We start from the raw sequence: 22328 nt of genomic DNA, 5'->3' as shown, positions 1-22328 counted from the left end.
TTGCCGTGTGCGGCGGCAAGTATGTTCAGTTGGCATTGCTGTGTGCGTGCTTGGGATCGGCATGGACCGCCATTTCAAGCAACGACGTTAGCATATCACCGCGATCATACAGCGTTGTGCATTCGAGCAAAGCCTGTTTTTCAAGCGGACTGAGGCGACAGCCCATGGAAATGGTGGTGATCAGCATTTCATCATCGCTATCTGCCAGTGTGTCCCAGCATGATTGCAGCGAATGTTGCGCGAAATAGGCGTCAAGCGCCATGCGCAGGCGATCACGATTGATCGGCGTATCGTCATCCTTGGGTGTGGTCAGATCCTTTTTCCACGGCGCGAAATCGCCACGCACCCGGCGATATCCACCGGAATTTTCGGGCAATTCCTCGATCACGGTAAATCGGCAGACACCCGTGAGCGTGATCAGAAACCGTCCATCGTCGGTTTCGCTAAAGGCGGTAATGCGGCCCGCACATCCTGTCGAAAAGATCTCCGGGCGATCCGGGTCCATGAAATAGGCGTTACGCTGATCCGGTCGGGGTTGAATCATCCCGATCATCCGGTCCTGTCCAAGCGCATCCGTGATCATATTCATGTAGCGCGGCTCAAAGATATTGAGCGGCAAATGCCCGCGCGGCAGCAAAAGGGCACCGCTTAGCGGGAACACCGGCATGGTTTCCGGAAGGTCCGAAAGTTCAGGATCAAAGGGGCCGCATATGCTCATGAGAACAATACCGTCGATAATGCACGGCGTCCGGCGACGCTGGCAGGGTCCATCGGACCCCAGGCTTCAAAAAACTTCAGGAGCTGGGTGCGTCCTGCGTCCTCGTTCCATTCGCGGTTGGTGCGAATGATGGTGATCATGGCATTGACCGCTTCTTCGCGCTTGTTCTTGGCAAAACAGGCCATGCCGTAATCATAAAGTGCCTGCGGGTCGTTCGGGTTGGCTTCTGCCTTGGCGCGCGCGGCTTCAAGGTCTTCACCCGAAACCCCGGTCTCGGCCAGTTCAAGCGCGCTGATCGCGGCTGCAATCGGTGCCTTCAGGCGATCAACATCGGACATGTTGTCAACGAAGTGGCGGGCTTCTTCAACTTCATCCATGCCCACCATGCAACGGATCATGCCGCCAATTGCGGTTTCATTGTCCTGTTCGCGCTCAAGTACGCTGACATAAAGACCATGGGCTGCTTCAAAGTTTTCCTCTGCAAGTGCGGCACTTGCCTGTTCAAGCAGTCCCTCAATCGGGCTTTCAATCGGACCACCGGCGAGTTTTTCATAGAACGCGCGCACTTCGCTTTCGGGCTGCGCACCCTGAAAACCATCGACCGGGCGGCCGCCCTTGAAGGCATACACCGTCGGTACCGACTGAATGCGAAGCTGCATCGCCAGTTCCTGGTTTTCGTCGATGTTGACCTTGACCAGTTTCACGCGTCCGCCAGCCTCACGGGTGACTTTTTCGATCACCGGCGTCAGGCTTTTGCACGGACCGCACCATGGCGCCCAGAAATCGACAACCACCGGCACTTCCATCGACGGTTCGATAACGTCCTGGACGAAGGTTTCGACACTGCTGTCCTTGATCAGGTCAGAATTCTGATTTTGGGTGGTGGCGCCATCCGGCGCATTCGCATCAAGAATGATCGACATTATTGTTCACTCGCTAATTCTGAATTCTAGATGATACCGCCATGCCCGGACGACAAGAGGCAGCCATGTGATATTGCGTGTCACTTATACTTGAATATAAGAAGATTTAAGGGCTTACCTCAGATGTCCGTGGTTCATTTATCATTGGCCGTGGCGGGTTCGGCATCAAAATCAATGATCATCGCCTCATAACCAAGTGAGCCGATGAAGGTTAACAGGTCTGCCGAGGAAATTGTCGTGGTGCGGTCATTTCGCAAGGGGTGAAAGTTCAACAGGTCCCCGTTGGCAAGCTTGGCATCAAGGGCCAAGTTGACCTTGCGGTCCCGATCATTGAGCAATGCAAAGGGGGTGACGGAACCCGGTTTTATGCCAAGCGTTTCGATCAGAAGCTCCGGCTTGCCAAACGACAGGCGCGCGCATCCCAGCCGCTTGTGCAGGTGGTTCATGCGGATTTCGGTCTCTTCCTCGGCAACCACCAGCCACAATGCGCCCTTCTTGTCTTTGACAAACAGGTTCTTGGAATGAAGCCCCGGCAGGTCCCCACGCAGTGCCTGCGAATCCTCAACCGTAAACAACGGTTCGTGTTCATGTGTTTTCGTTTCGATACCCAATTTGGCCAGATGATCGAAAAGCGGGGTTGATGGATCACTCATGCTCTTTCCCTTGTGGCTGTGCGCCAAAAGATAACCAAGTTCAAAACCGGACGCAAATTTGCATAAATCGGGTCGGATTTCGACAATTGGGACGCTTAAAGTCAAGGAAAACCGCCAAAATTCCTGATGTCGCGATTTCAAAGAAAAAAGGGTTGCAATCGCTCTTTGTTGGGCTATTATCCGCGCCGCTCCACAGGGGCAGAAACAATCTGATGAACGCGGGCGTAGCTCAGGGGTAGAGCATAACCTTGCCAAGGTTAGGGTCGAGAGTTCGAATCTCTTCGCCCGCTCCATCAGACCGGTTTCACATATCATCGCTTTCATGATGATGCGGGCGTAGCTCAGGGGTAGAGCATAACCTTGCCAAGGTTAGGGTCGAGAGTTCGAATCTCTTCGCCCGCTCCATGATGAAAGTTTTAAAAGACCGTCCTTCGGGGCGGTCTTTTTGCATTTGGACCAAGGCTGTCGACTGTTTCGCGCTTGCAAGCAAATGCAAATTGTCGTGTGCTTCTGTAATGTCTGATCCGAATAATACAAAATCCACGTCATCGGGGCGCCTGATCTACACAGTCGGCTATGCGGGCCATGACCGTGAAAGCCTGCTTGCGCTTTTCAAGGCCCACGGCATCACGGCGGTCGCCGATATTCGGACCTTCAAACGATCAAGTTATTGGACCGCATTCGACTCTGACAGCTTCGGGCCGTCCCTTCGGGAAAACGGTATTGCCTATGTGTTCATGGGCGATGTGATGGGCGGAAAACCGCAAGTTCCGGAACTTTACCCCGATGGGCAGCTTGATTATGGCCTGATGGCAGATCGGCCTGATTTCAAATCGGGGATTGATCGGCTGGTTTCGGGGGCGGAGAAATATCGCATCTGCCTGATGTGTGCCGAAAAGGACCCGCTGGACTGTCATCGCACGCTTCTGATTGCGCCAGCCCTGAAAGATGCCGGGTTTGATCTTTGCCATCTGGTCGATGGCCGGGTCGAAAGCCAGGCGGAAACCGATGCCCGCATGATCGCAATCAATGGTGGGGATGTCCCCGATCTGTTTGCTGCCGCCGCACCCGACCCGGATGCCGAAGCCAAACTGGCATTGGCGCGCCAGATCAAACGCGTCGCCCCCAGGGCCGAGGATGCAATCAAGCGACGCTAGCCTGCGTTGCTAACCCGTGGCTCAGCCCATGATGTTGTAGCCACCATCAATATGCACCACATCACCGGTCAATGATTTTGCCCGGTCACTGGCCAAAAACGCCGCCAATTCGCCAATTTCATCAATTGTCACCAGACGACGCGACGGCGCGCGGTCTGTGGCCTGGTCCATCAGGTGTTGAAATTCGGCAATCCCGGAAGCCGCGCGGGTTAAAAGCGGTCCGGGTGAAATTGCGTGGCAGCGAATGCCTTTCGGGCCCAGTTCAGCCGCCATATAGCGAGTCGTGCTTTCAAGGGCTGCCTTGACCGGCCCCATGACCCCGTAATGATCAATCACGCGCTCAGATCCCATATAGGTCACGGTCAAAAGCGCACCGCCACCCCGCATCAATGGCTCTGCCCGCTTGGCAAGTCTCGCAAACGAATGGCACGATATATCCATCGCCGCCAGAAACCCGTCTCGTGAACAATCGGTTACCCGACCGTGCAGGTCATCTGCCGGGGCAAAGGCGATCGAATGCAGCACGAAATCAAGTTTTCCCCACTTCTGTTCGATTTCGGCGAACAGAGCGTCTGCCTGTGCCTCATTGCGGACATCAAGTGGTACGAAGATCGGGGCATTGATTTGGTTGGCCAATGGTTCGACAAAGCGTTTGGCCTTGTCGTTCAAATAGGTCACTGCGATGTCGGCACCTTCGCGCTTGAAAACGCGTGCACAGCCCCAGGCGATGGACATTTCATTGGCAATTCCGACGATTAGCCCTTTTTTGCCTTCAAGCATGCCGTGGTTCCTTCCGGATCATGTGCGAGTGCGAAGAAATTCTCAAATAGGGGCGTATTTCAAAGTGTAGCGGGTTTTGCGTCGCAAAAAAGCGCAAAATTCTGTGACAGTTCATGTCCGCCGACGATCTGGCAACCAAAGGCTAGCTTATTGGTTAAATGAATTTTTTTTGTGCAGAAGCATAGTTTTTAGGCAGATGATCCGTTATGTGTAAGCGTGAAGGGACACAGGGGATTTCCAGGTGGGTCTATGGTGGAAATTCCTGCTTTCCTTCCCAAATAATGAAAGGGTTCAGACCCTGAATCAGTGGTGTGTGGCACCGGTCGCAAAGATCGGTGTTTCGGTTCTGGTAAACAGAGCCGGGAAAAAGGGAAATTGGTCATGAAAGCCCGAAACGGCGACCCAAAGCGTGAAGTCATCGACAAGGTTGTCGAAAAGATCCATCAACGGATGTCTGGTGAAACGGCGAAGGGTGCAGAAGCATTCGTTCGCCTTTTTTATAAGGATGTTCCGCCTGACGACATGGCTGGTCGCTCGGTCGACTCGCTTTATGGCGCGGCACTTACACTATACAAATTCGCGCAAAAGCGCCCCTCTGCCGATACGGCCAAAATCAGGGTCTATAACCCCGATCTCGAAGAACATGGCTGGACGTCTGATCACACGGTGATCGAAATCAACAATACCGATATGCCGTTCCTGGTGGACTCGGTGACAGCCGCCCTGCATGAGCTTGATCTGACCGTTCATCTTGTCATCCACCCGATCATGCGCATTGCCCGTGATGAAAAGGGTGAATTGCAAAGCGTTGCCAGCGTTGAAGAAACCAATGATCCGCGTGAATCGGTCATGCATGTCGAAATCGACGAGCAGACCGACAAGGACGTTCTGGCCAAGGTCCATGAAGCACTTGAAAACAGTCTGACCGACGTCGCACTTGCTGTGCGCGACTGGCAGCCGATGCTGAAAAAGGTCACCGAAGTTCTTGATGAGATTGGCGACGTCAAGGCAGGCGCGCCAGACGAGGACCGCCGCGAGGTGCAGGACTTCCTTGGATGGCTGCACAATGACCACTTCACCTTCCTGGGATATCGGGAATACAGCTTTAAGAATGCTGGCAAAAAGGGCCCGGTGGATGTTGAGGTCAAAAATCAGCTCGGCATTCTGTCGCGCGAAGGAACCCACGTCTTTGATGAGTTGCGCCAGATTGGCAACCTTTCAGCCGAGGTGCAGGATTTCGTTGCCAAACCGAACCTTCTGATGGTGACCAAGGCCAACAAACAGTCGACGGTTCACCGTCCAGTGCATCTTGATACGATTGTCGTCAAACAGTTCGATGCCAAGGGCAAGGTCGTTGGTCAGCATCTGTTCGTCGGCCTGTTTACTTCGGTCGCCTATAACCTGTCCCCACGCCTGATCCCACTTCTGCGTATGAAGCTTGCCGAAACCGTCAAGCGTGCCGGTTTCCCGCCAGCAAGTCATGATGGCAAGGCGCTGGTAAATATCCTGGAAACCTATCCGCGTGACGAGCTGTTCCAGGTCGATCTGGACGATCTTTATCACACCTGCATGGGCATCCTGCATTTGCAGGAACGTCAACGCATCGCGTTGTTCGTGCGCCGCGATGCGTTTGAACGGTTTGTCTCCTGTCAGCTGTTTTGCCCGCGTGATCGCTTTACCACCAAGCTGCGCCTGAAGTTCCAGACCGTGATTGAAAACGCCTTTGATGGCAAAGTCACGGCGCACTACACCCTGATCGGCGACAGTCCGCTTGCGCGCTTGCACCTGTTGGTCAAAACCAATCCCGGTGAATTGCCCGAATACAGTGTGGCTGATATCGAGCGCCAACTGGTCGAGGTGGCGCGTGACTGGTCCGATACCCTGCGTCAGATCCTTGTGCGTGAACTGGGTGAGGAACGTGGTCTTGCGCTGCATCGTCGCTATGGTGAAAGCTTCTCGACGGAATATCGTGAACGCTTCACGGTCGAGAGTGCAGAGCTTGATATCGAACGCATCGAGGAGGTCATCAATGCCAATGACCTGCGGGTAAACCTTTATCGCCCGATCGAAGCTGCCGAGAATGAACTGCGCTTCAAGATCTACAATCCCGGTGCGCCAGTACCGCTTTCGGATGTCCTGCCCATGCTGGAAAACATGGGGCTCAAGGTCATTACCGAAAATCCCTTCACGGTCAGTCCGCGTGATGTCGGTATTGATGTTCGCATCCATGATTTCGGGGTCGAAGTTGATGGCGAGTTCAGCCTCCATGATGTGCGCAACAAGTTCCAGGAACTGTTTGTCCGTATCTGGCATGGCGAAGTTGAAAACGATGCGTTTAACCGCCTTGTGCTGCTGGGCAATCTGAATTGGCGCGAAGTGGTGATCCTGCGGGCCTATGCGCGTTATACCCGCCAGACCGGATCAGCTTTCTCGCAGGCTTATATGGCCAAGACGCTCGCCAACAATCCGGCGCTGGCCTCCGCCCTGGTGTCGCTGTTTATTGCGCGCTTTGATCCGGATCGCGATCCGGCCAAGGGCGACGAGGTCGCAGCGATAGAAGCTGATATCATCAGTCGCCTCGAAGACGTGATGAACCCGGATGAAGACCGCATCTTGCGCGCCTTCCTCAATCTGGTGCAGTCGACCCTTCGCACCAACTTCTTCCAGCATGATGCGGATGGAAATCCAAAGTCCTATCTGTCGGTCAAGTTCAATTCGGCCGTGATCGAAGACTTGCCACTGCCGCGTCCGTGGCGCGAAATCTTTGTCTATTCCCCGCGGGTCGAGGCCGTCCATTTGCGCGGTGGTCCGGTGGCCCGTGGCGGCATTCGCTGGTCAGACCGTCAGGAAGATTTCCGTACCGAAATCCTCGGTCTGGTCAAAGCCCAGATGGTCAAGAATGCGGTCATTGTCCCGGTCGGCTCCAAGGGCGGTTTTGTCGTTAAACGTCCGCCGGTCGATGGCACGCGTGAAGCGTTCCTTGAGGAAGGCATTGCCTGCTACAAAACGCTGATGAGCGGGATGCTCGACATCACCGACAATATCGTTGCCGGTGAAATCGTGCCGCCAAAACGCGTGGTGCGTCTCGATGACGATGATCCCTATCTGGTTGTTGCGGCTGACAAGGGCACGGCGACCTTCTCGGACATCGCCAATGGCGTCGCCCGCGATTATGGCTTCTGGCTTGACGATGCATTCGCTTCGGGCGGCTCACAGGGCTATGACCACAAGAAAATGGGCATTACCGCCCGGGGTGCGTGGGAGTCGGTCAAACGTCACTTCCGCGAAATGGGCAAGAATATCCAGACCACGCCGTTTACCGTGGCCGGTGTCGGCGATATGTCGGGGGATGTGTTTGGCAACGGTATGCTGCTGTCAGAGCAGATCAAACTCGTTGCGGCCTTCAACCACATGCACATCTTCGTCGATCCTGACCCGGACCCGGCCAAAAGCTTTGCGGAACGCAAACGCCTGTTTGACATGCCGCGTTCAAGCTGGACCGATTATGACAAAAAGGTCCTGTCCAAGGGTGGTGACATCTTTGATCGCAAGGCCAAGACCCTTGATCCGTCGCCAGAGGTCCGCAAGGTTCTGGGGCTGGATAGTGGCAAGGTCACCCCGGCTGATATGATGAAGGCCATCCTGAAATCCGATGTCGAACTTTTGTGGTTTGGCGGGATCGGGACCTATATCAAATCCAGTCTTGAAACCAATGCCGATGCCGGTGACCGTGCCAACGATGCCATCCGCATCAATGGTCGCGAAGTCCACGCAAAGGTTATTGGCGAGGGGGCAAACCTTGGTGCGACCCAGCGGGGCCGTATCGAATACGCCCATGCCGGTGGTCGCCTGAATACCGATGCGATCGATAACGCGGCGGGTGTCAACTGCTCGGACCACGAGGTCAATATCAAGATCCTCGTGGGCGAAGTGGTTGCTGCCGGCGACATGACCGAAAAGCAACGCAACAAGCTGCTTGTCGACATGACCGACGAAGTCGGCGAACTGGTGCTGCGCGATAACTATCTGCAAAGCCAGGCCATCTCGAATGCCGATGCGGAAAAGGCCGATATTCTGGATGCACAAGTCCGTTTGATCCGCATGCTCGAACGCGAAGGGCGCCTGAACCGCGAGATTGAATACCTTCCCGATGACGAGGAACTCAGCCGTCGTGCCAACGCGCATGAAGGCCTGACCCGCCCGGAAGTCTCGGTTCTGATGCCTTATGCAAAGCTGTGGCTTTATGACGAAATCCTTGAATCCGACCTGCCGGACGATCCGGTTCTGGTCGAGGAACTGGTGCGCTATTTCCCGACACCGCTTCGCAAGAAATACGCAAACGCGATTTCAAACCACCGCTTGAGACGCGAAATCATTGCGACCGTTGCGACCAACAGTCTGGTCAATCGGGTTGGCGGCACGTTCGTCCATGACATGATGGAAGCCACCGGCATGTCGGCAGTTGATGTGTCACGCGGTTATCTGATCACGCGGTCTGTCTTTGGGCTGCGGGAAATGTGGGAAGGCATCGAAGCGCTTGATAATGTCGTGCTGGCGAAGCTTCAGACCAGCATGTTCCGCGAAATCAATCGCATGGTGAACGATGTTACCCAGTGGTTCCTGCGCAATTGCGAGGAGCTTAATGTCGGTGAAAAGATCGAGATGTTCCGTCCCGCGGTTTCCAAGGTGATTGAAAGCTTTGATGAAATCGTCCCCGAGGATGCTGCTGCACGCAAGGCGCTGGAACAAAAGGCCAAATCGCTGGTCGCCCAAGGTGTCCCCGACGACCTCGCATGGCGTGTGGCGTCTGCGACCCAGTTGGTGGCGATCTGTGACGTGGTTCGTATCGCCGAGGCAACCGGTCGCGATGTCATCGAAGTGTCGGCCACCTATTTCGCAGTCGGTGCACGTTTCCAGTTGGGCCTCATGCGCTCCGCCGCCGAGTCGATCGAAGCCGATACCCATTGGCAGAAACTGGCACGTGCGGCAGTGATCGACGATCTGTTCGGGCATCAGCGCGAACTGACCCGTTCGGTTCTGGCTGCGGGCAAAAAGGGCTCGTCCGGTTCCGACCTTGTCGATATTTGGGTGCAAGATCGTCAGCGTGGCTGTGCCCGCTGTGATGATCTGATCAACGAACTGCGTTCGGCCGGTCAGATCGATCTTGCCATGATCACGGTGGCCAACCGTCAGATCCGGGCCCTGATCGGGGCCTGACGTCTGACAGGTCGAAAGACCTTGTTTTAAAAACTGGAGGGGCGCCTGCAACGGGCGCCCTTCTTTTATTCTTAATCAATGGCCTGTGCTCATAGCGCGTCGTTGAGAAAACATACCGCCGATTGGCAAAAAAGGCGATGCAGCGCGATTTGCGCTAGATCACGGAAATCAATGGGAAATCCTGTCATTCTGCTGCCATTATTATATGATGGGATCAAAATATTGCCGGTGTATTCCTTGAAAAATACCAACCGGTATGTATATCTGAGACATATAAACAAAACAGGTTAATGTTATGAGGAACGCTACAGAAACCCGGATCAAGCTGCTTGAAACGGCGATGGAGCTATTGGCAACACGCAGTTACCACGACGTTGGCGTCAGTGATGTATGCAAGCATGCCGGGGTAACAAAGGGTGCGTTCTATCATCACTTTGACAGCAAGGCGGAGCTGTTTGCCGCAGCCGCCCGCCATCACTGGGAAAAGGGCAAGGACGAGCTTCGCGCTATCTTTTCCCCGGATGTTCCGCCGCTTGAACAGCTTAACAGCTATATCGAACTCATTTGCAACAAGCAGGAACGCTATGCCGTTCCCGGGGAAAACGAAGTCTGTGTCTGCCCGATTTTCACCGCCGGTGGCCAGGTCGGCCCGGAAGATGAGCCGATCCAGGCCTGTTCACGCGAACTTGCCGAAGAGCAGATCAAATATCTGGCGTCCATGGTGCGCGGCCTGAAGGGCGAGGGCATGCTGGGTGAAGATGGCGACGCCACAACTTTGGCGCGATTGATTTTCCAGTATGTTCACGGTTTGCTGACCTATGGCCAGGTTTTCAATGATCTTGATACCGTTCGGTCTGACATTCGCAACGGCATCTGCCGAATCCTTAATTTGCAGTGCAAATACAGGGATGTAGACGCGGAAACAGCCGCGTAAATCCTCTGTAAGTTTCGTTGTCCAGAGAAAATAGTTCACTTTTTTCTCTAAATTCACTTGCAAACATACCGATCGGTATCCATTTTTCTTCCAAACGTGCTGCCTGTGCGCGGCGTAACCTATTTGGAAGATGGAATGATGCAGTCTCGATCAAAACGCAAAATTTTGCTGCCAGCTGCCGCCTTGGCGCTGGTTGCTGCCGCCGGTGGATATGGTCTGCATATCACCGGATCCGCCGCTGATGAGGTCGCGGTTCAAACCGAACAAGCAGCCCCTCCGGCAACCCCGGTCACCGTATCGGGTGTCAAAACGCAATCTGTCCGCCTCTGGAGCAACTTTTCCGGCCGTCTGAGTGCGGTCGAGGAAGTGCAACTGCGCCCGCAGGTCAGTGGTGCGATTGTCGAAATCCTTTTTGAAGACGGTGAATTGGTCAACGAGGGCGATATCCTTGCCGTGATTGACCCGCGCAGTTATCAGGCCGCGGTCGACGAAGCCCGCGCCGAACTGGCGGCTGCCCAGCAGAACCTGTCGCTGGCGAAAAAGGAAAAGGAACGGGCCGAGAAACTCGTTTCCAACGGCACGGTTTCCAAGCGCGTCTATGACGAACGTCTCAGCACCCATCAGGTTGCCCAAAGTGACGTCAGCCGCGCCAAAGCCAAGCTTGAACTGGCCGAAATCCAGCTCGATCACGCCTATGTCAAAGCGCCGATCAATGGCCGTGTCAGCCGGGTTGAGCTGACCGTCGGCAACCAGGTCAATGCCGGCCCCAATGCCCCGGTCCTGACCACGATTGTCTCCACCGGTAAAATCTATGCCGACTTCGACCTGGATGAGCAGACCTTCTTTGCAAGTCTTGGCGACAGCGGCAAAGTCGATGCTGCTGCCCAAACCATTCCGGTCAATATGACGCTGTCGAATGGTCGTCATGTGTCCGGTCACGTGCACAGCTTTGACAACCGCATTGATCCGCGGACCGGTACCATCCGGACCCGTGCGCTGTTTGATAACCTTGATGGCAGTCTTCTGCCCGGCACCTTTGCCAGCCTTGAGGTCGGCACATTGGCCAAAAGCAACGTCATCATGGTCTCGCCAGAAGCTGTCAGCACCGATCAGGACCGCAAGTTTGTCTATGTTGTCGAACCCGACAATACGGTTGCCTATCGTCAGGTAACGCTGGGTTCGGAAATCAATGGCATGCGCATTGTGACGTCGGGTCTGAACGAAGGTGATCTGGTGATCGTCAACGGCATCATGAAGGTTCGGCCGGGTATGCCTGTCGCGCCGGAAATTCTGCAGGCCTCCGCATCGTAATCGATGTGTGACTGCGCTTTAAAGCAAGGCTGAAAAACATGCAGAATCTTTCCCGCTTTTTTGTGGATCGCCCGATCTTTGCTGGCGTCCTGTCCGTCCTGATCTTGTTGGCGGGCCTGATTGCCATGTGGCGTTTGCCGATTTCCGAATATCCGGAAGTCGTGCCGCCCTCGATCGTGGTCGAAGCCAAATTCCCCGGTGCAAACCCGGCCGAGATTTCCGAAACCGTTGCCTCCCCGCTTGAAGAGCAGATCAACGGGGTTGAGGGGATGCTTTACATCAACTCACTGGCCACCACCGATGGCAATCTGTCCCTGACCGTGACGTTTGAAATTGGTACCGACCCGGATCTTGCCCAGCAGAAAGTCCAGAACCGCGTCTCGCAGGCTGAACCACGCCTGCCTGATATTGTTCGCCAGCTTGGCGTTACAGTGTCCAAACGTTCGCCGGATTTGACGATGGTCGTGCATTTGCGTTCACCCAATGAACGCTATGACATGCTGTATTTGCGGAACTACGCGACGCTGAATGTCCGTGACCGTCTGGCGCGTATCACCGGTGTCGGACAGGTCGGGCTGTTTGGCTCGGGCGATTATGCCATGCGTGTCTGGCTTAACCCCGACAAGGTTGCCGAACGTAACCTGACCGCGGGCGAGGTGGTTTCGGCCATTCAAAGCCAGAACGTTCAGGTCGCAGCCGGCATCATTGGTGGTGCACCTTATGACACTGGTGTGCAGTTCCAGTTGCCGATCAATATCAGCGGTCGTCTGGAAAGCCCCGAAGAGTTCGAAAACATCATCATCAAACGCGAAACTGATGGCACGATTACGCGTTTGGGCGATGTTGCGCGCATCGAAATGGAAGCCCAGCAATATGCGCTGCGTTCCCTGCTTGATAACAAACCGGCGGTGGCGATCCCGATCTTTGCATCGCCGGGCTCGAACGCACTTGATATTTCCAGCAACGTCCGCGCCACCATGGAAGAACTCAAACAGAACTTCCCGGACGATCTCGATTACTCGATTGTCTATGACCCGACCGTGTTTGTCCGTGGTTCGATCAAGTCGGTCATCATGACATTGCTTGAGGCGGTCGCCCTTGTGGTTGTCGTGGTGACAGTGTTCTTGCAGACATGGCGTGCCTCGATCATTCCGTTGCTGGCCGTGCCGGTATCGATCATCGGTACCTTTGCGCTGATGCTTTTGATGGGCTTTTCGATCAACGTGCTGTCGCTGTTTGGCTTGATCCTGGCCATCGGGATCGTGGTCGATGATGCGATTGTCGTCGTCGAAAACGTTGAACGAAACATCGAACGTGGTCTTTCGCCGCGCGATGCAACGGTTGCTGCCATGCGCGAAGTGACCGGGCCGATCATTGCGACCTCGCTTGTCATCACCGGTGTGTTTGTGCCGATTGCCTTTATTTCCGGCCTGACCGGCCAGTTCTATCAGCAATTTGCCCTAACCATCGCGATTGCCACGATCATTTCCACCGTCAACTCACTGACGCTGAGCCCGGCCTTGTCGGCTGTGCTTCTGCGCAGTCACGACGCGCCAAAAGATTGGCTGACACGCGGTATGGACTTTGTCTTTGGCTGGTTCTTCCGCGCCTTCAACCGATTCTTTAATCGCAGCACCGATCTTTACGCCGGTGGTGTGAAACGCCTGCTGGGTGTAAAGGCCATTATGATGGTGCTTTATGTCGGTCTTCTGGCATTGACCTATCAGGGCTTCCAGATCCTGCCGACAGGCTTCGTGCCGCTTCAGGACAAGCAGTATCTTGTCAGCTTCGCCCAGCTTCCGCAGGGCGCGACACTGGACCGGACCGAAGACGTCATTCGTGAAATGTCTGACATCGCGCTTCGCGAACCCGGTGTTGAAAGTGCTGTGGCCTTCCCGGGGCTTTCAATTAACGGCTTTGTAAACAGCTCAAGTGCGGGCATCGTCTTTGTCACGCTGACGGATTTTGCCGAACGCAAAAGCGATGATCTGTCGGGTCTTGCCATCGCCGGCAAGCTCCAGCAGAAATTTGGCGCGATTGACGAGGCCTTTGTCGCCATCTTCCCGGCACCGCCGGTACAGGGGCTTGGTACCGTTGGCGGGTTCAAGCTTCAGGTACAGGATCGCTCCGATCAGGGCTATCGTGCGCTTGATGATGCGATGAAACAGGTCCTTGCCAAGGCATGGGCCGCACCGGAACTGACCGGTGTGTTTTCAAGCTACAACATCAACGTGCCGCAGCTTCAGGCAACGCTTGACCGTACCAAGGTCCAGCAGCTTGGCATCCCGGTTGATGAAATCTTCCGGACCATGCAGGTCTATCTGGGGTCGATGTATGTTAATGACTTCAATGCCTTTGGCCGCACCTATCAGGTGATCGCACAGGCAGACAAGCCATATCGTTCAAGCCCCGATGACATCCTGCGCCTGCAAACCCGCAACGCGGACGGCGACATGGTGCCGCTTGGTTCTGTGCTGTCGGTCTCCGAAACATTCGGGCCGGATACGGCAATGCGCTATAACGCGTTCCGTTCTGCCGATCTGAATGGTAACGCGGCACCGGGATATTCCAGTGGCGATGCACAGGCGGCGATCACCAAGATCCTTGATGAAACCTTGCCACCGGGCATGTCCTATGAATGGACGGAGCTGACCTATCAGCAGATCCTGGCAGGCAATACAGCGATCTTTGTTTTCCCGATCTGTATCCTGCTCGTGTTCCTGGTGCTGGCGGCGCAATATGAAAGCCTGACCATGCCATTGGCGGTGATCCTGATCGTCCCGATGAGCATCCTGTCAGCCATCTTTGGCGTCTATCTGTTCGGGGGTGACAATAATATCTTCACCCAGATCAGCCTGTTTGTGCTGGCCGGACTGGCATCAAAGAACGCCATCCTGATTGTCGAGTTCGCCCGAGAACTTGAACATCAGGGCCGCAGCACCGTTCAGGCCGCGATCGAGGCCAGCCGCCTTCGTCTGCGCCCGATCCTGATGACTTCTCTGGCCTTTATCATGGGTGTCGTCCCGCTGGTTCTGTCCAGTGGTGCCGGTGCCGAGATGCGCCACGCGATTGGTATTGCCGTGTTCTCGGGCATGCTGGGCGTGACGATATTTGGCCTGATTCTGACCCCGGTCTTTTATGTTCTTGTACGCATGATTGGCCGGCGCAACGACGTTCGTTCACTTGATGAGGCTGAAACACACCAGCCTGCGGAGTGACCGATATCGTTGCATAAACAGCCGGACCGTCTTTTTCCCCCGACCCCGCCGGTCCGGCTGTTTTAAATTCCCGAACGGGGCTGACGCAAGTCGGCCCCGTTTTGGTTTTTCTGATGTGAGCCATATCTCAGTTTGGTCTGATGGCCCTTGCCTTGGCCGGACTTCGCCTTATCTTTCGGTCGGAATGTTTGTCGATAAGGGTTTTCGACCATGAACTATGTGCGTACAGGTTTGTTGCTGGCCGGATTGACGGCGCTGTTTGGCGCGGTCGGCATGATGATTGGCGGCCAACAGGGCATGATTATCGCGCTGCTGTTTGCAGCGGCCATGAATGTGTTCGCCTATTGGAATTCGGACGCGATGCTGCTGCGCATGCGCAGTGCCCGGCAGGTCGATGACAAAACAGCACCCGAACTGGTGGCGATGGTGCGCGACCTTGCGCGCAATGCCGATCTGCCGATGCCCAAGGTCTATGTGATTGAAAACCCGCAACCAAACGCCTTTGCCACGGGCCGTAACCCGGAAAACGCAGCGGTGGCGGCGACCACAGGGTTGCTCAAACTGCTTGATCGCAACGAAATCGCTGGCGTCATGGCCCATGAACTGGCCCATGTCAAAAACCGCGATACCCTGACCATGACCATCACCGCGACCATTGCCGGGGCGATTTCCGCGTTGGCCAACTTCGCAATGTTTGCCGGCATGTTTGGCGGCAACCGCGACAACAACAATCCGCTGGGCGGGATCGGAATGATCCTGATTGCCATTCTGGCACCCTTGGGTGCGATGATCGTGCAAATGGCAATTTCGCGCACCCGCGAATATGAAGCCGACAAGATCGGGGCTGAAATCTGTGGCCATCCGATGTGGCTGGCCAGTGCGCTGAACAAACTCGATAAGGGTGTTCACGCCATCCCGAACATGGATGCCGAACGCAACCCGGCGATGGCCCACATGTACATTGCCAACCCGCTGTCGGGCAAAGGTGTTGATAATTTGTTTTCAACCCACCCCAACATGGCCAACCGCATCGCGCGCCTGAAGGAAATGTCAGGCACGTCTGCAAGCAATGCATCGGGCCGTCCGGCAGGGCAGGGGGCCGGTGTTGCCAAGGCGGCACGATCCCGCGGTCCTTGGGGCCGAAATTCATCAAAATCCGCTTCTTCCACGCCCAACACATCGCGACAGCGCAAACGGCCCTGGGAGTCCTGAACCCGGTAAAACACTGTTTTGTTGGATGTCATTTCACCCTTTTTGGGATCGTGCACCCTATTCTTCGGTATGAGTGAAATGACAACCCACGCCATTGACCAACCTGATTTGTAGGACGAAAATGTCCCTACTAAAGTCTTGAGATCCCTGCTGTTCAGGCTCCGAGAAGCAGGGAACAGATAAGGACAAGAATGGCTGGTTTCTGGTCAATGGTTGGCCTTGTGTTCAAATCTTTGATCACAGGTGCCGATACTGTCGATGATACGGGGGGTGCTCCCAGAGATATTCTGGCGACAGATGATGTCCTGTGCCGATATGCCATCGCCCGCTTCACGCCTGCCGATACCAACGCCCATATCGGTGCAAGTTCCGTTGATGATATTTCAGATATCGTGACAGCTGCTGTCTCGTCCGTCCCCGAAAGCGAAGGGATTCGGATTGATCAGTTCTTTACACCAAATCCCGATGCAGCCGATCCGTTTCAGGCCATACGCGAAGCACAGCTAAGCGTTCTTAATATGGCGCATCGCAAGGATGCCGATACGGTCTTCTGGGGGCGTCAGGATGCCAGCACCGGGTATCTCAACCTCTATCTGGTCAGCGATGCCCTGACATCGTCGCTTTATGACCTGATGCTGCCCCAGACCTATATCTTCCGTCAGCCGACCCATTCCGACGTTGCCGAGGCATTGCGGGTGCTGTTGAACGCACAGCTTGTCCTGACATCCCGGGGCGGCGAACAGCGCGCCCTTCAGATTGCGCGTCTGGCGGCGATCATGGAAGACCTTCAGGACCGCGTTCTGGGCGGAGAAGTCTTTTCGCACGCTGGTGCCGGTGCGGCGCTGGCCTATGGGTTCGGGGCGTTTGTCCTGTCGGAAACCGGTGATCGTTCCTATTGCGCAAGTGCGCTTCGTGTCATGGAACCCTATATCCGCCAGATGGTGGCCGACATTGCCGAAAAACCGGTGGCCGCCACCGGAAAAACCGCTGCACCAACCGGGCTCAAGGGCGAAGCCCTGTCGGAAAATGATCCGGGTGCGCCGACCAGCCAGCTTTCGGAATTGCTTGATCGCGTCACGGATTTTTCCAAGGTCGATCCCCGCACAACGGCCGCACTCGCCCTTTATGGATCGCTTGTGAACTGGTCACTGATTGCAAACCTCAAGGCGCGCTCTGGCGAATTGTCGATTGCGATCTGGCGGATGCTGGAACGCAGGATCGAACTTTCGATGGGTTCGCCGGTCGATCGTGCACTTTCGATCTGCAAACTTGGCGAAGCCATGGTCCTGACTGGGAAGGACAAGGAAAATGCCCAGATCGTCGACAAGGGCGCTGGTCATTACCGCCGGGCGCTTGGCATGATCAATGCGCGCGTTCACGGCCCACTTTATGCGTTGATCGCCTATGGTCTGGCGGATGCGATTGTATCGTCTGCCACCATTCGCGACGTGACCATCCCTGATACGCAGGTTGTCCCGGTTTTTCAGGCAGCCCTTAAAGTCTGCACACGGCGCGATCATCCCTATATCTGGGGTCGGATCATGTTCGCGCTTGCCACCGTCTATCTGACCAACGGCAATCTGCACAAGGATATCGAAATGCTCACCCACGCCCGGATGAGCTATTCACAGGCCTACGAGGCATTCAACGAAGCCGGTGCAAAGGGGGCTGCGCGTGCTGCGTCGGGCGGCTTTACCCGCTCGGAAAACTTTCTGTCGCAGCTTGGGCATCGCAAGACGCTTATGGACGCAACCGGTGGCCTTGGCAAAGACACTGCAAACGCGTCCTGAGCCCATACTGAGCAAAGACAAGACAAAAAGAAACCCCCGCAGCGGATGCTGCGGGGGTTTTGACTGCGACTGCCGGGCAACTTCTATTCGCGATTGCCAAAGAAGTGCAGCAGCATGATGAACAGGTTCACGAAGTCGAGATACAGACGCAGCGCACCGAACAGGGCCTTTTTGCCTGCGGTCGTTGCATCGTCATGCTCGTGATATTCTTCCTTGATGCGCTGGGTGTCATAGGCGGTAAGGCCCGTGAAGATCAGAACACCAGCCGCCGAAATGACGAACTGCAGCATCGTGCTGGCAAGGAAGATGTTCACCACCATTGCGATGATGATACCGATCAGGCCCATGAACAGGAAGCTGCCCCAGCCCGAAAGGTCTTTCTTGGTGGTATAGCCAAACAGGCTCATCGCACCAAAGGTACCCGCGGTGATGAAGAACGTGCGCGCGATCGACTCACCGGTGTAAACCAGGAAGATCGACGCAAGGGACAGACCCATCATTGCGGCGTAGATCCAGAATGTCGCCTGTGCGGCACCAAAGCTCATCTTGTGGATGCGCGCGCTCAGGAAGAACACAAGCCCGATCGGGGCCAGCATGACAATCCAGTGCAGTCCGGTACCGAAAATAGCCTGCATCAGGGTCGGGCTGGTCGACACAGCCATTGCCACGATACCGGTCAGGGCAAGTGCGGATGCCATGTAGTTATAGACACGCAGCATATAGGCGCGGAGACCTTCATCGATCTCGGCCGCCGACCGGCCAACCGAGACGTCATAGCCGCGTTGACGCGTTTCAAAAGCCATTGAAATCCCTCTTTGATCCAATTGTGAGCAGAACATAGGTATACAATTCTGCGATGATCAAAATATGGCAGGATTTCCGGGAAAAGCAACGTTTTGACAGATTGTGCAACTCCGGGCCGCCGTCAGATGTGAACTTGTTCACCCTGGATGTGACGCTATCGTGAAATCGCATATTGGCGACACGTTCTGTAAACCGGTCTATGATGGTGCCCTTACGGGATGAACAAAACCGTCGTGAAACCTGCACAGGCCCTGGATCATGTCACGTTCCATCGCACTCGATATGCCCATATTGACCCCTGTCGGGGTGTTGGCGCATGCCGTGGCAAAACTGGGCCTGGTCATTGTGTGTGTGCTGACTGCCGCGACGGTCGGGCATGCGCAAAATGCCAGTCTGAAACGTGCGGCCGGTGATGGCGATATTCCGGTTTTTACCGACACCTATGACAATGCAGAATTTTGTGCCGATGGCAGTGAGACGGGGCCGTGTGCTATCGCGCCGGTCGATGTGCCGGAATTTGACGCCAGCTTTGTTTACCGTTTCCTTGCCTATCACGCCCAGCGCCCGTTTGACCGTTTCTCCTGGCAGGCATTCACATCGCTGATGGCGCCGCTTGATCATCCCGATCAGGCCGCCTTATGGGAAAGGTTCCCGAACCGGCGCGACCTGTTTTCCGAGGTGGCCTATCCGAATCCGGCCTGTGCTGATGATCTTTCCGACGGGCATTTGCTGCTGGCAAGTTATCTGCAATCTACCGGTGATGTGCTGATTGATCAGGCGGGCAATTTCGTTCTTTTCGAAACCCGCATTAATCCGGTCGCTGCCGACTATATCATCGCAAACAACCTGCAAACGCCAGCAGGGCGTGCCGCCTTTGCCACCTCCGGGCAAAACATCGATTTTCCCACCGGGCATCTGCAGGCCGATGTCGCAACGAAGGTAAAATTCGCGTCCGCCGATGCGACTGCCAATGATGCGTCAAACGCATCTGGCCCGGCCATTCCAGCCTCTGCCCCCGGTATGATGGGGGCACAGCTTCTGAAGTTTTCCTGGCGTATTCTGCCAAATGCGGATGCGAAAAGTCGGGATCGTTATTTCACCCGCCCGGCGCGAATATCGCTTGCGGGTGATCAGACAATTGATGGCCGGGCGAAATGTCTTGATGTCACGGTCGGCTTGGTGGGCATGCATCTTGTTCAGCGGGTTGCCAGCGGCAATGGGGATCGCTGGATCTGGTCGAGTTTCGAACATATCGACAACGTGCCCTTGGCCGCCAATGCCCGGCGCCCCAACAGCATCATCACCAAACAACCGTTTGAAAACGGCTGTCTCGTGCCCGAAGCGGTCGAAGGGGAATTCGCCTTTTACGGCGGCCAACTGCCAGCCGGCAGCCCGGCCAATCAACCGATATCCGGGATTCTGAAATGGGCAGATAACCCACCCTATGCTCGGCTCGCTTCCGGGGATCATCCTGCCCCGCCCGATATTGTGCGTTGCTGGCGACTGTTTTCAGGCACGGCTGAAAGCAACTTTGTCTGGCAGACCAAGCTGAATGGCAGCGTCCTTGCAAATTATATGCTGCTCGGCACGCAATGGATCGGCAATCCCGGTGGTGAACCGTTCGGTATTGGCGAGGTGCCGCGCTTTTTGACCAACAGCACGCTTGAAAGCTTCATGCAGGATCAGTCTGATGCCACCTGCCTTGGCTGTCATGCCCGTGCAACGACCGACGTCGGACAGAACGCCAACTTCGCCTTCCTGCTTGATCCGGGCAGCTAAATACCTGCCATCGGGGCAGCGCAGACAGACCTTCCAATTTCCACCGATTGCCACTAGCATGCTCCGCAACATTTGCCGCACCCAAAAACAAAGAACAGCGGCGAATTCAGGGAGGAAACATGCTGGGCAGTCGTTCAGACTATGCGGCGGTACGTTCACGCTTTGCCTGGAACGTGCCAACCCACTTTAATATCGGTGTCGATGTTTGCGACAAATGGGCAGATGACCCGGATCGTTTGGCATTGATGCATCGCCGGCGTGATGGGTCGCGCCGCGACTACACATTTGCACAGATCAAACGCCTGTCGAACCGCTTTGCCAATGTTATGCGCCGTCATGGCATAAGGCGTGGTGACCGGGTCGGGATTCTGTTGCCACAAAGCCCGGAAACGGCGATTGCCCACGTTGCGACCTATAAAATGGGCGGCATTGCCGTGCCGCTCTTTACCCTGTTTGGGGTGGATGCGCTGGAATACCGGCTCGGCAACTGCGCGGCCAAGGCCTTGGTGACAGACCGCGAAGGGGCCGCCAAGATTGCTGAAATCCGCGATCTGCTGCCGGCCCTTGAATATGTCTATGTGATTGATGGCGCGCCCGATCAATGTTTTGATTTCAAGGCCCTGTCATCAGAAGCCAGCGACGAATTCGAACCGGTCAATACCCGTGCCGATGAACCGGCCCTGATCATTTATACATCCGGCACCACCGGTCAGCCAAAAGGCGCGCTGCATGCGCATCGGGTGTTGCTTGGCCATTTGCCCGGTGTCGAAATGTCGCATGACTTCTTCCCCGAAGACGGTGATGTCATGTGGACTCCGGCCGATTGGGCCTGGATCGGCGGGCTTTTGGATGTGCTATTGCCTGCTTGGCATCACGGCGTGCCTGTCGTCGCCCACCGGTTTGAAAAATTCACGCCCGAGGATGCCTTTCGTCTGATGGCCGAATATGGCGTGCGCAATACCTTCCTGCCGCCAACGGCGCTCAAGATGATGCGCGCGGCTGGCGATGATATGGCGCAAAGGTTCAATTTTAAACTCCGCTCCATTGCAAGCGGTGGCGAAACATTGGGTGCGGAACTTCTTGATTGGGGGCGTCGAGTGTTCGGCCTGACCATCAACGAGTTCTATGGCCAGACCGAATGCAACATGGTGGTCAGTTCCTGTCAGTCGATCATGGAACCCAAACCCGGTGTGATGGGCCGTCCGGTGCCCGGCCATGATGTCGCAGTGATTGATCTGAGCGGCAAGGTGCTTGAACCCGGTGAAATGGGCCGCATTGCTGTGCGTGCACCCGATCCGGTGATGTTCCTGGAATACTGGCGCAATCCCGAAGCCACCCGCGACAAGTTTGTCGGTGAATGGCTTTTGACCGGCGATATGGGCTGTGTCGATGCCGATGGCTATATCCGCTTTGTCGGGCGTGACGATGATCTGATCAGCTCGGCCGGATATCGCATCGGTCCGGGCGAGATCGAGGATTGCCTGATTGGTCATCCGGCTGTGCGCATGGCCGGTGTGATTGGCAAACCCGACGAACAGCGCGGCCAGATCGTAAAGGCCTTTGTCGTGCTGGCCGATGGCTTTGCCCAAAGCCCGGCGCTTGAAAGCGAAATCAAGGACTTCGTGAAAACCCGTCTGGCCGCACACGAATACCCGCGCGAGATCGCCTTCCTTGATCAGCTGCCCATGACAACCACCGGTAAGGTCGTCAGGCGGGCACTGCGCGACATCGCCTGATCCTCAATCAGTCAATTCAGATCGTTTTCGAAACGGTTTTTGCAAAAAACAAGGCCGGGTCCATCTGGATCCGGCCTTGTCTGTTTCAAGTTTTGG

General features: G+C 55.6%; 14 protein-coding genes and 2 tRNA genes. 11 read left to right on the top strand and 5 right to left on the bottom strand.

Going from position 1 to position 22328, the window contains the following annotated elements; all coding sequences use genetic code 11:
* Positions 1-25 precede the first annotated feature (25 nt).
* The 3 genes from IT893_RS18115 to IT893_RS18105 form a co-directional block, all read right to left on the bottom strand.
* Positions 26-718 (bottom strand): LON peptidase substrate-binding domain-containing protein, encoded by a 693-nt coding sequence (locus IT893_RS18115; protein ID WP_063086610.1) that lies wholly within the window; start codon positions 716-718, stop codon positions 26-28.
* Entirely contained in the window at positions 715-1641 is a 927-nt protein-coding gene (gene trxA, locus IT893_RS18110) for a thioredoxin (protein ID WP_197146193.1), read from the bottom strand. The genes IT893_RS18115 and trxA overlap by 4 nt, the downstream gene beginning before the upstream one ends.
* A gap of 134 nt (positions 1642-1775) precedes the next feature.
* On the bottom strand, positions 1776-2294 hold the full coding sequence (locus tag IT893_RS18105) for a prolyl-tRNA synthetase associated domain-containing protein (RefSeq protein ID WP_197146192.1): 519 nt from the start codon (positions 2292-2294) through the stop codon (positions 1776-1778).
* A 218-nt stretch (positions 2295-2512) separates the two neighbouring features.
* Between IT893_RS18105 and IT893_RS18100 the strand changes: the two genes are divergently transcribed.
* From IT893_RS18100 to IT893_RS18090, 3 genes are all read left to right on the top strand, one after another.
* Positions 2513-2587: transfer RNA gene (locus IT893_RS18100), tRNA-Gly, on the top strand.
* Positions 2588-2624: 37 nt separating this feature from the next.
* Positions 2625-2699, top strand: a tRNA-Gly gene (locus tag IT893_RS18095).
* Positions 2700-2809: 110 nt separating this feature from the next.
* On the top strand, positions 2810-3451 hold the full coding sequence (locus tag IT893_RS18090) for a DUF488 family protein (protein ID WP_252724002.1): 642 nt from the start codon (positions 2810-2812) through the stop codon (positions 3449-3451).
* 21 nt (positions 3452-3472) lie between these two features.
* On the opposite strand, the gene fabI is transcribed toward IT893_RS18090, so the two are convergent.
* The gene (fabI, locus tag IT893_RS18085) at positions 3473-4231 is read right to left on the bottom strand and encodes an enoyl-ACP reductase FabI (protein WP_197146190.1); all 759 of its coding nucleotides are present in this window, start codon (positions 4229-4231) and stop codon (positions 3473-3475) included.
* Between the two features lie 381 nt (positions 4232-4612).
* Between fabI and IT893_RS18080 the strand changes: the two genes are divergently transcribed.
* The 6 genes from IT893_RS18080 (at position 4613) to IT893_RS18055 (ending at position 17913) form a co-directional block, all read left to right on the top strand.
* Positions 4613-9448, top strand: a complete 4836-nt coding sequence (locus IT893_RS18080; protein WP_197146189.1) for an NAD-glutamate dehydrogenase — start codon at positions 4613-4615, stop codon at positions 9446-9448.
* A 295-nt stretch (positions 9449-9743) separates the two neighbouring features.
* Positions 9744-10382: a TetR/AcrR family transcriptional regulator gene (locus IT893_RS18075; protein ID WP_008888541.1), complete on the top strand. Its 639-nt coding sequence runs from the start codon at positions 9744-9746 to the stop codon at positions 10380-10382.
* 135 nt (positions 10383-10517) lie between these two features.
* A complete protein-coding gene (locus IT893_RS18070; RefSeq protein ID WP_252724001.1) occupies positions 10518-11693 on the top strand; it encodes an efflux RND transporter periplasmic adaptor subunit in 1176 nt (391 codons plus the stop codon).
* A gap of 38 nt (positions 11694-11731) precedes the next feature.
* Positions 11732-14911 carry an efflux RND transporter permease subunit gene (locus IT893_RS18065; RefSeq protein WP_063086620.1) on the top strand — a complete coding sequence of 1060 codons (3180 nt, stop codon included), beginning with the start codon at positions 11732-11734 and terminating at the stop codon, positions 14909-14911.
* Between the two features lie 210 nt (positions 14912-15121).
* The gene (gene htpX, locus IT893_RS18060) at positions 15122-16123 is read left to right on the top strand and encodes a zinc metalloprotease HtpX (RefSeq protein ID WP_197146188.1); all 1002 of its coding nucleotides are present in this window, start codon (positions 15122-15124) and stop codon (positions 16121-16123) included.
* A gap of 191 nt (positions 16124-16314) precedes the next feature.
* The gene (locus tag IT893_RS18055) at positions 16315-17913 is read left to right on the top strand and encodes a hypothetical protein (protein ID WP_197146187.1); all 1599 of its coding nucleotides are present in this window, start codon (positions 16315-16317) and stop codon (positions 17911-17913) included.
* Positions 17914-17996: 83 nt separating this feature from the next.
* Here the strand turns inward: IT893_RS18055 and IT893_RS18050 are convergent, their stop codons facing one another.
* On the bottom strand, positions 17997-18716 hold the full coding sequence (locus IT893_RS18050; protein ID WP_008888536.1) for a Bax inhibitor-1/YccA family protein: 720 nt from the start codon (positions 18714-18716) through the stop codon (positions 17997-17999).
* A gap of 259 nt (positions 18717-18975) precedes the next feature.
* On the opposite strand from IT893_RS18050, the gene IT893_RS18045 reads away from it, so the two are divergent.
* Both IT893_RS18045 and IT893_RS18040 read left to right on the top strand, forming a co-directional pair.
* Positions 18976-20496, top strand: coding sequence for a hypothetical protein (locus IT893_RS18045; protein ID WP_252724000.1), 1521 nt, complete (start codon positions 18976-18978; stop codon positions 20494-20496).
* Between the two features lie 119 nt (positions 20497-20615).
* Complete coding sequence (locus IT893_RS18040; protein WP_063086626.1) at positions 20616-22232, top strand: acyl-CoA synthetase; 1617 nt, start codon at positions 20616-20618, stop codon at positions 22230-22232.
* The last annotated feature ends 96 nt before the right edge of the window (positions 22233-22328 follow it).

The organism is Thalassospira sp. A40-3 (assembly GCF_015871485.1).
GTDB lineage: Bacteria > Pseudomonadota > Alphaproteobacteria > Rhodospirillales > Thalassospiraceae > Thalassospira > Thalassospira tepidiphila.
The sequence above is the reverse complement of the archived record's forward strand: the minus strand, read 5'-3'. Positions and strand labels throughout refer to the sequence as shown.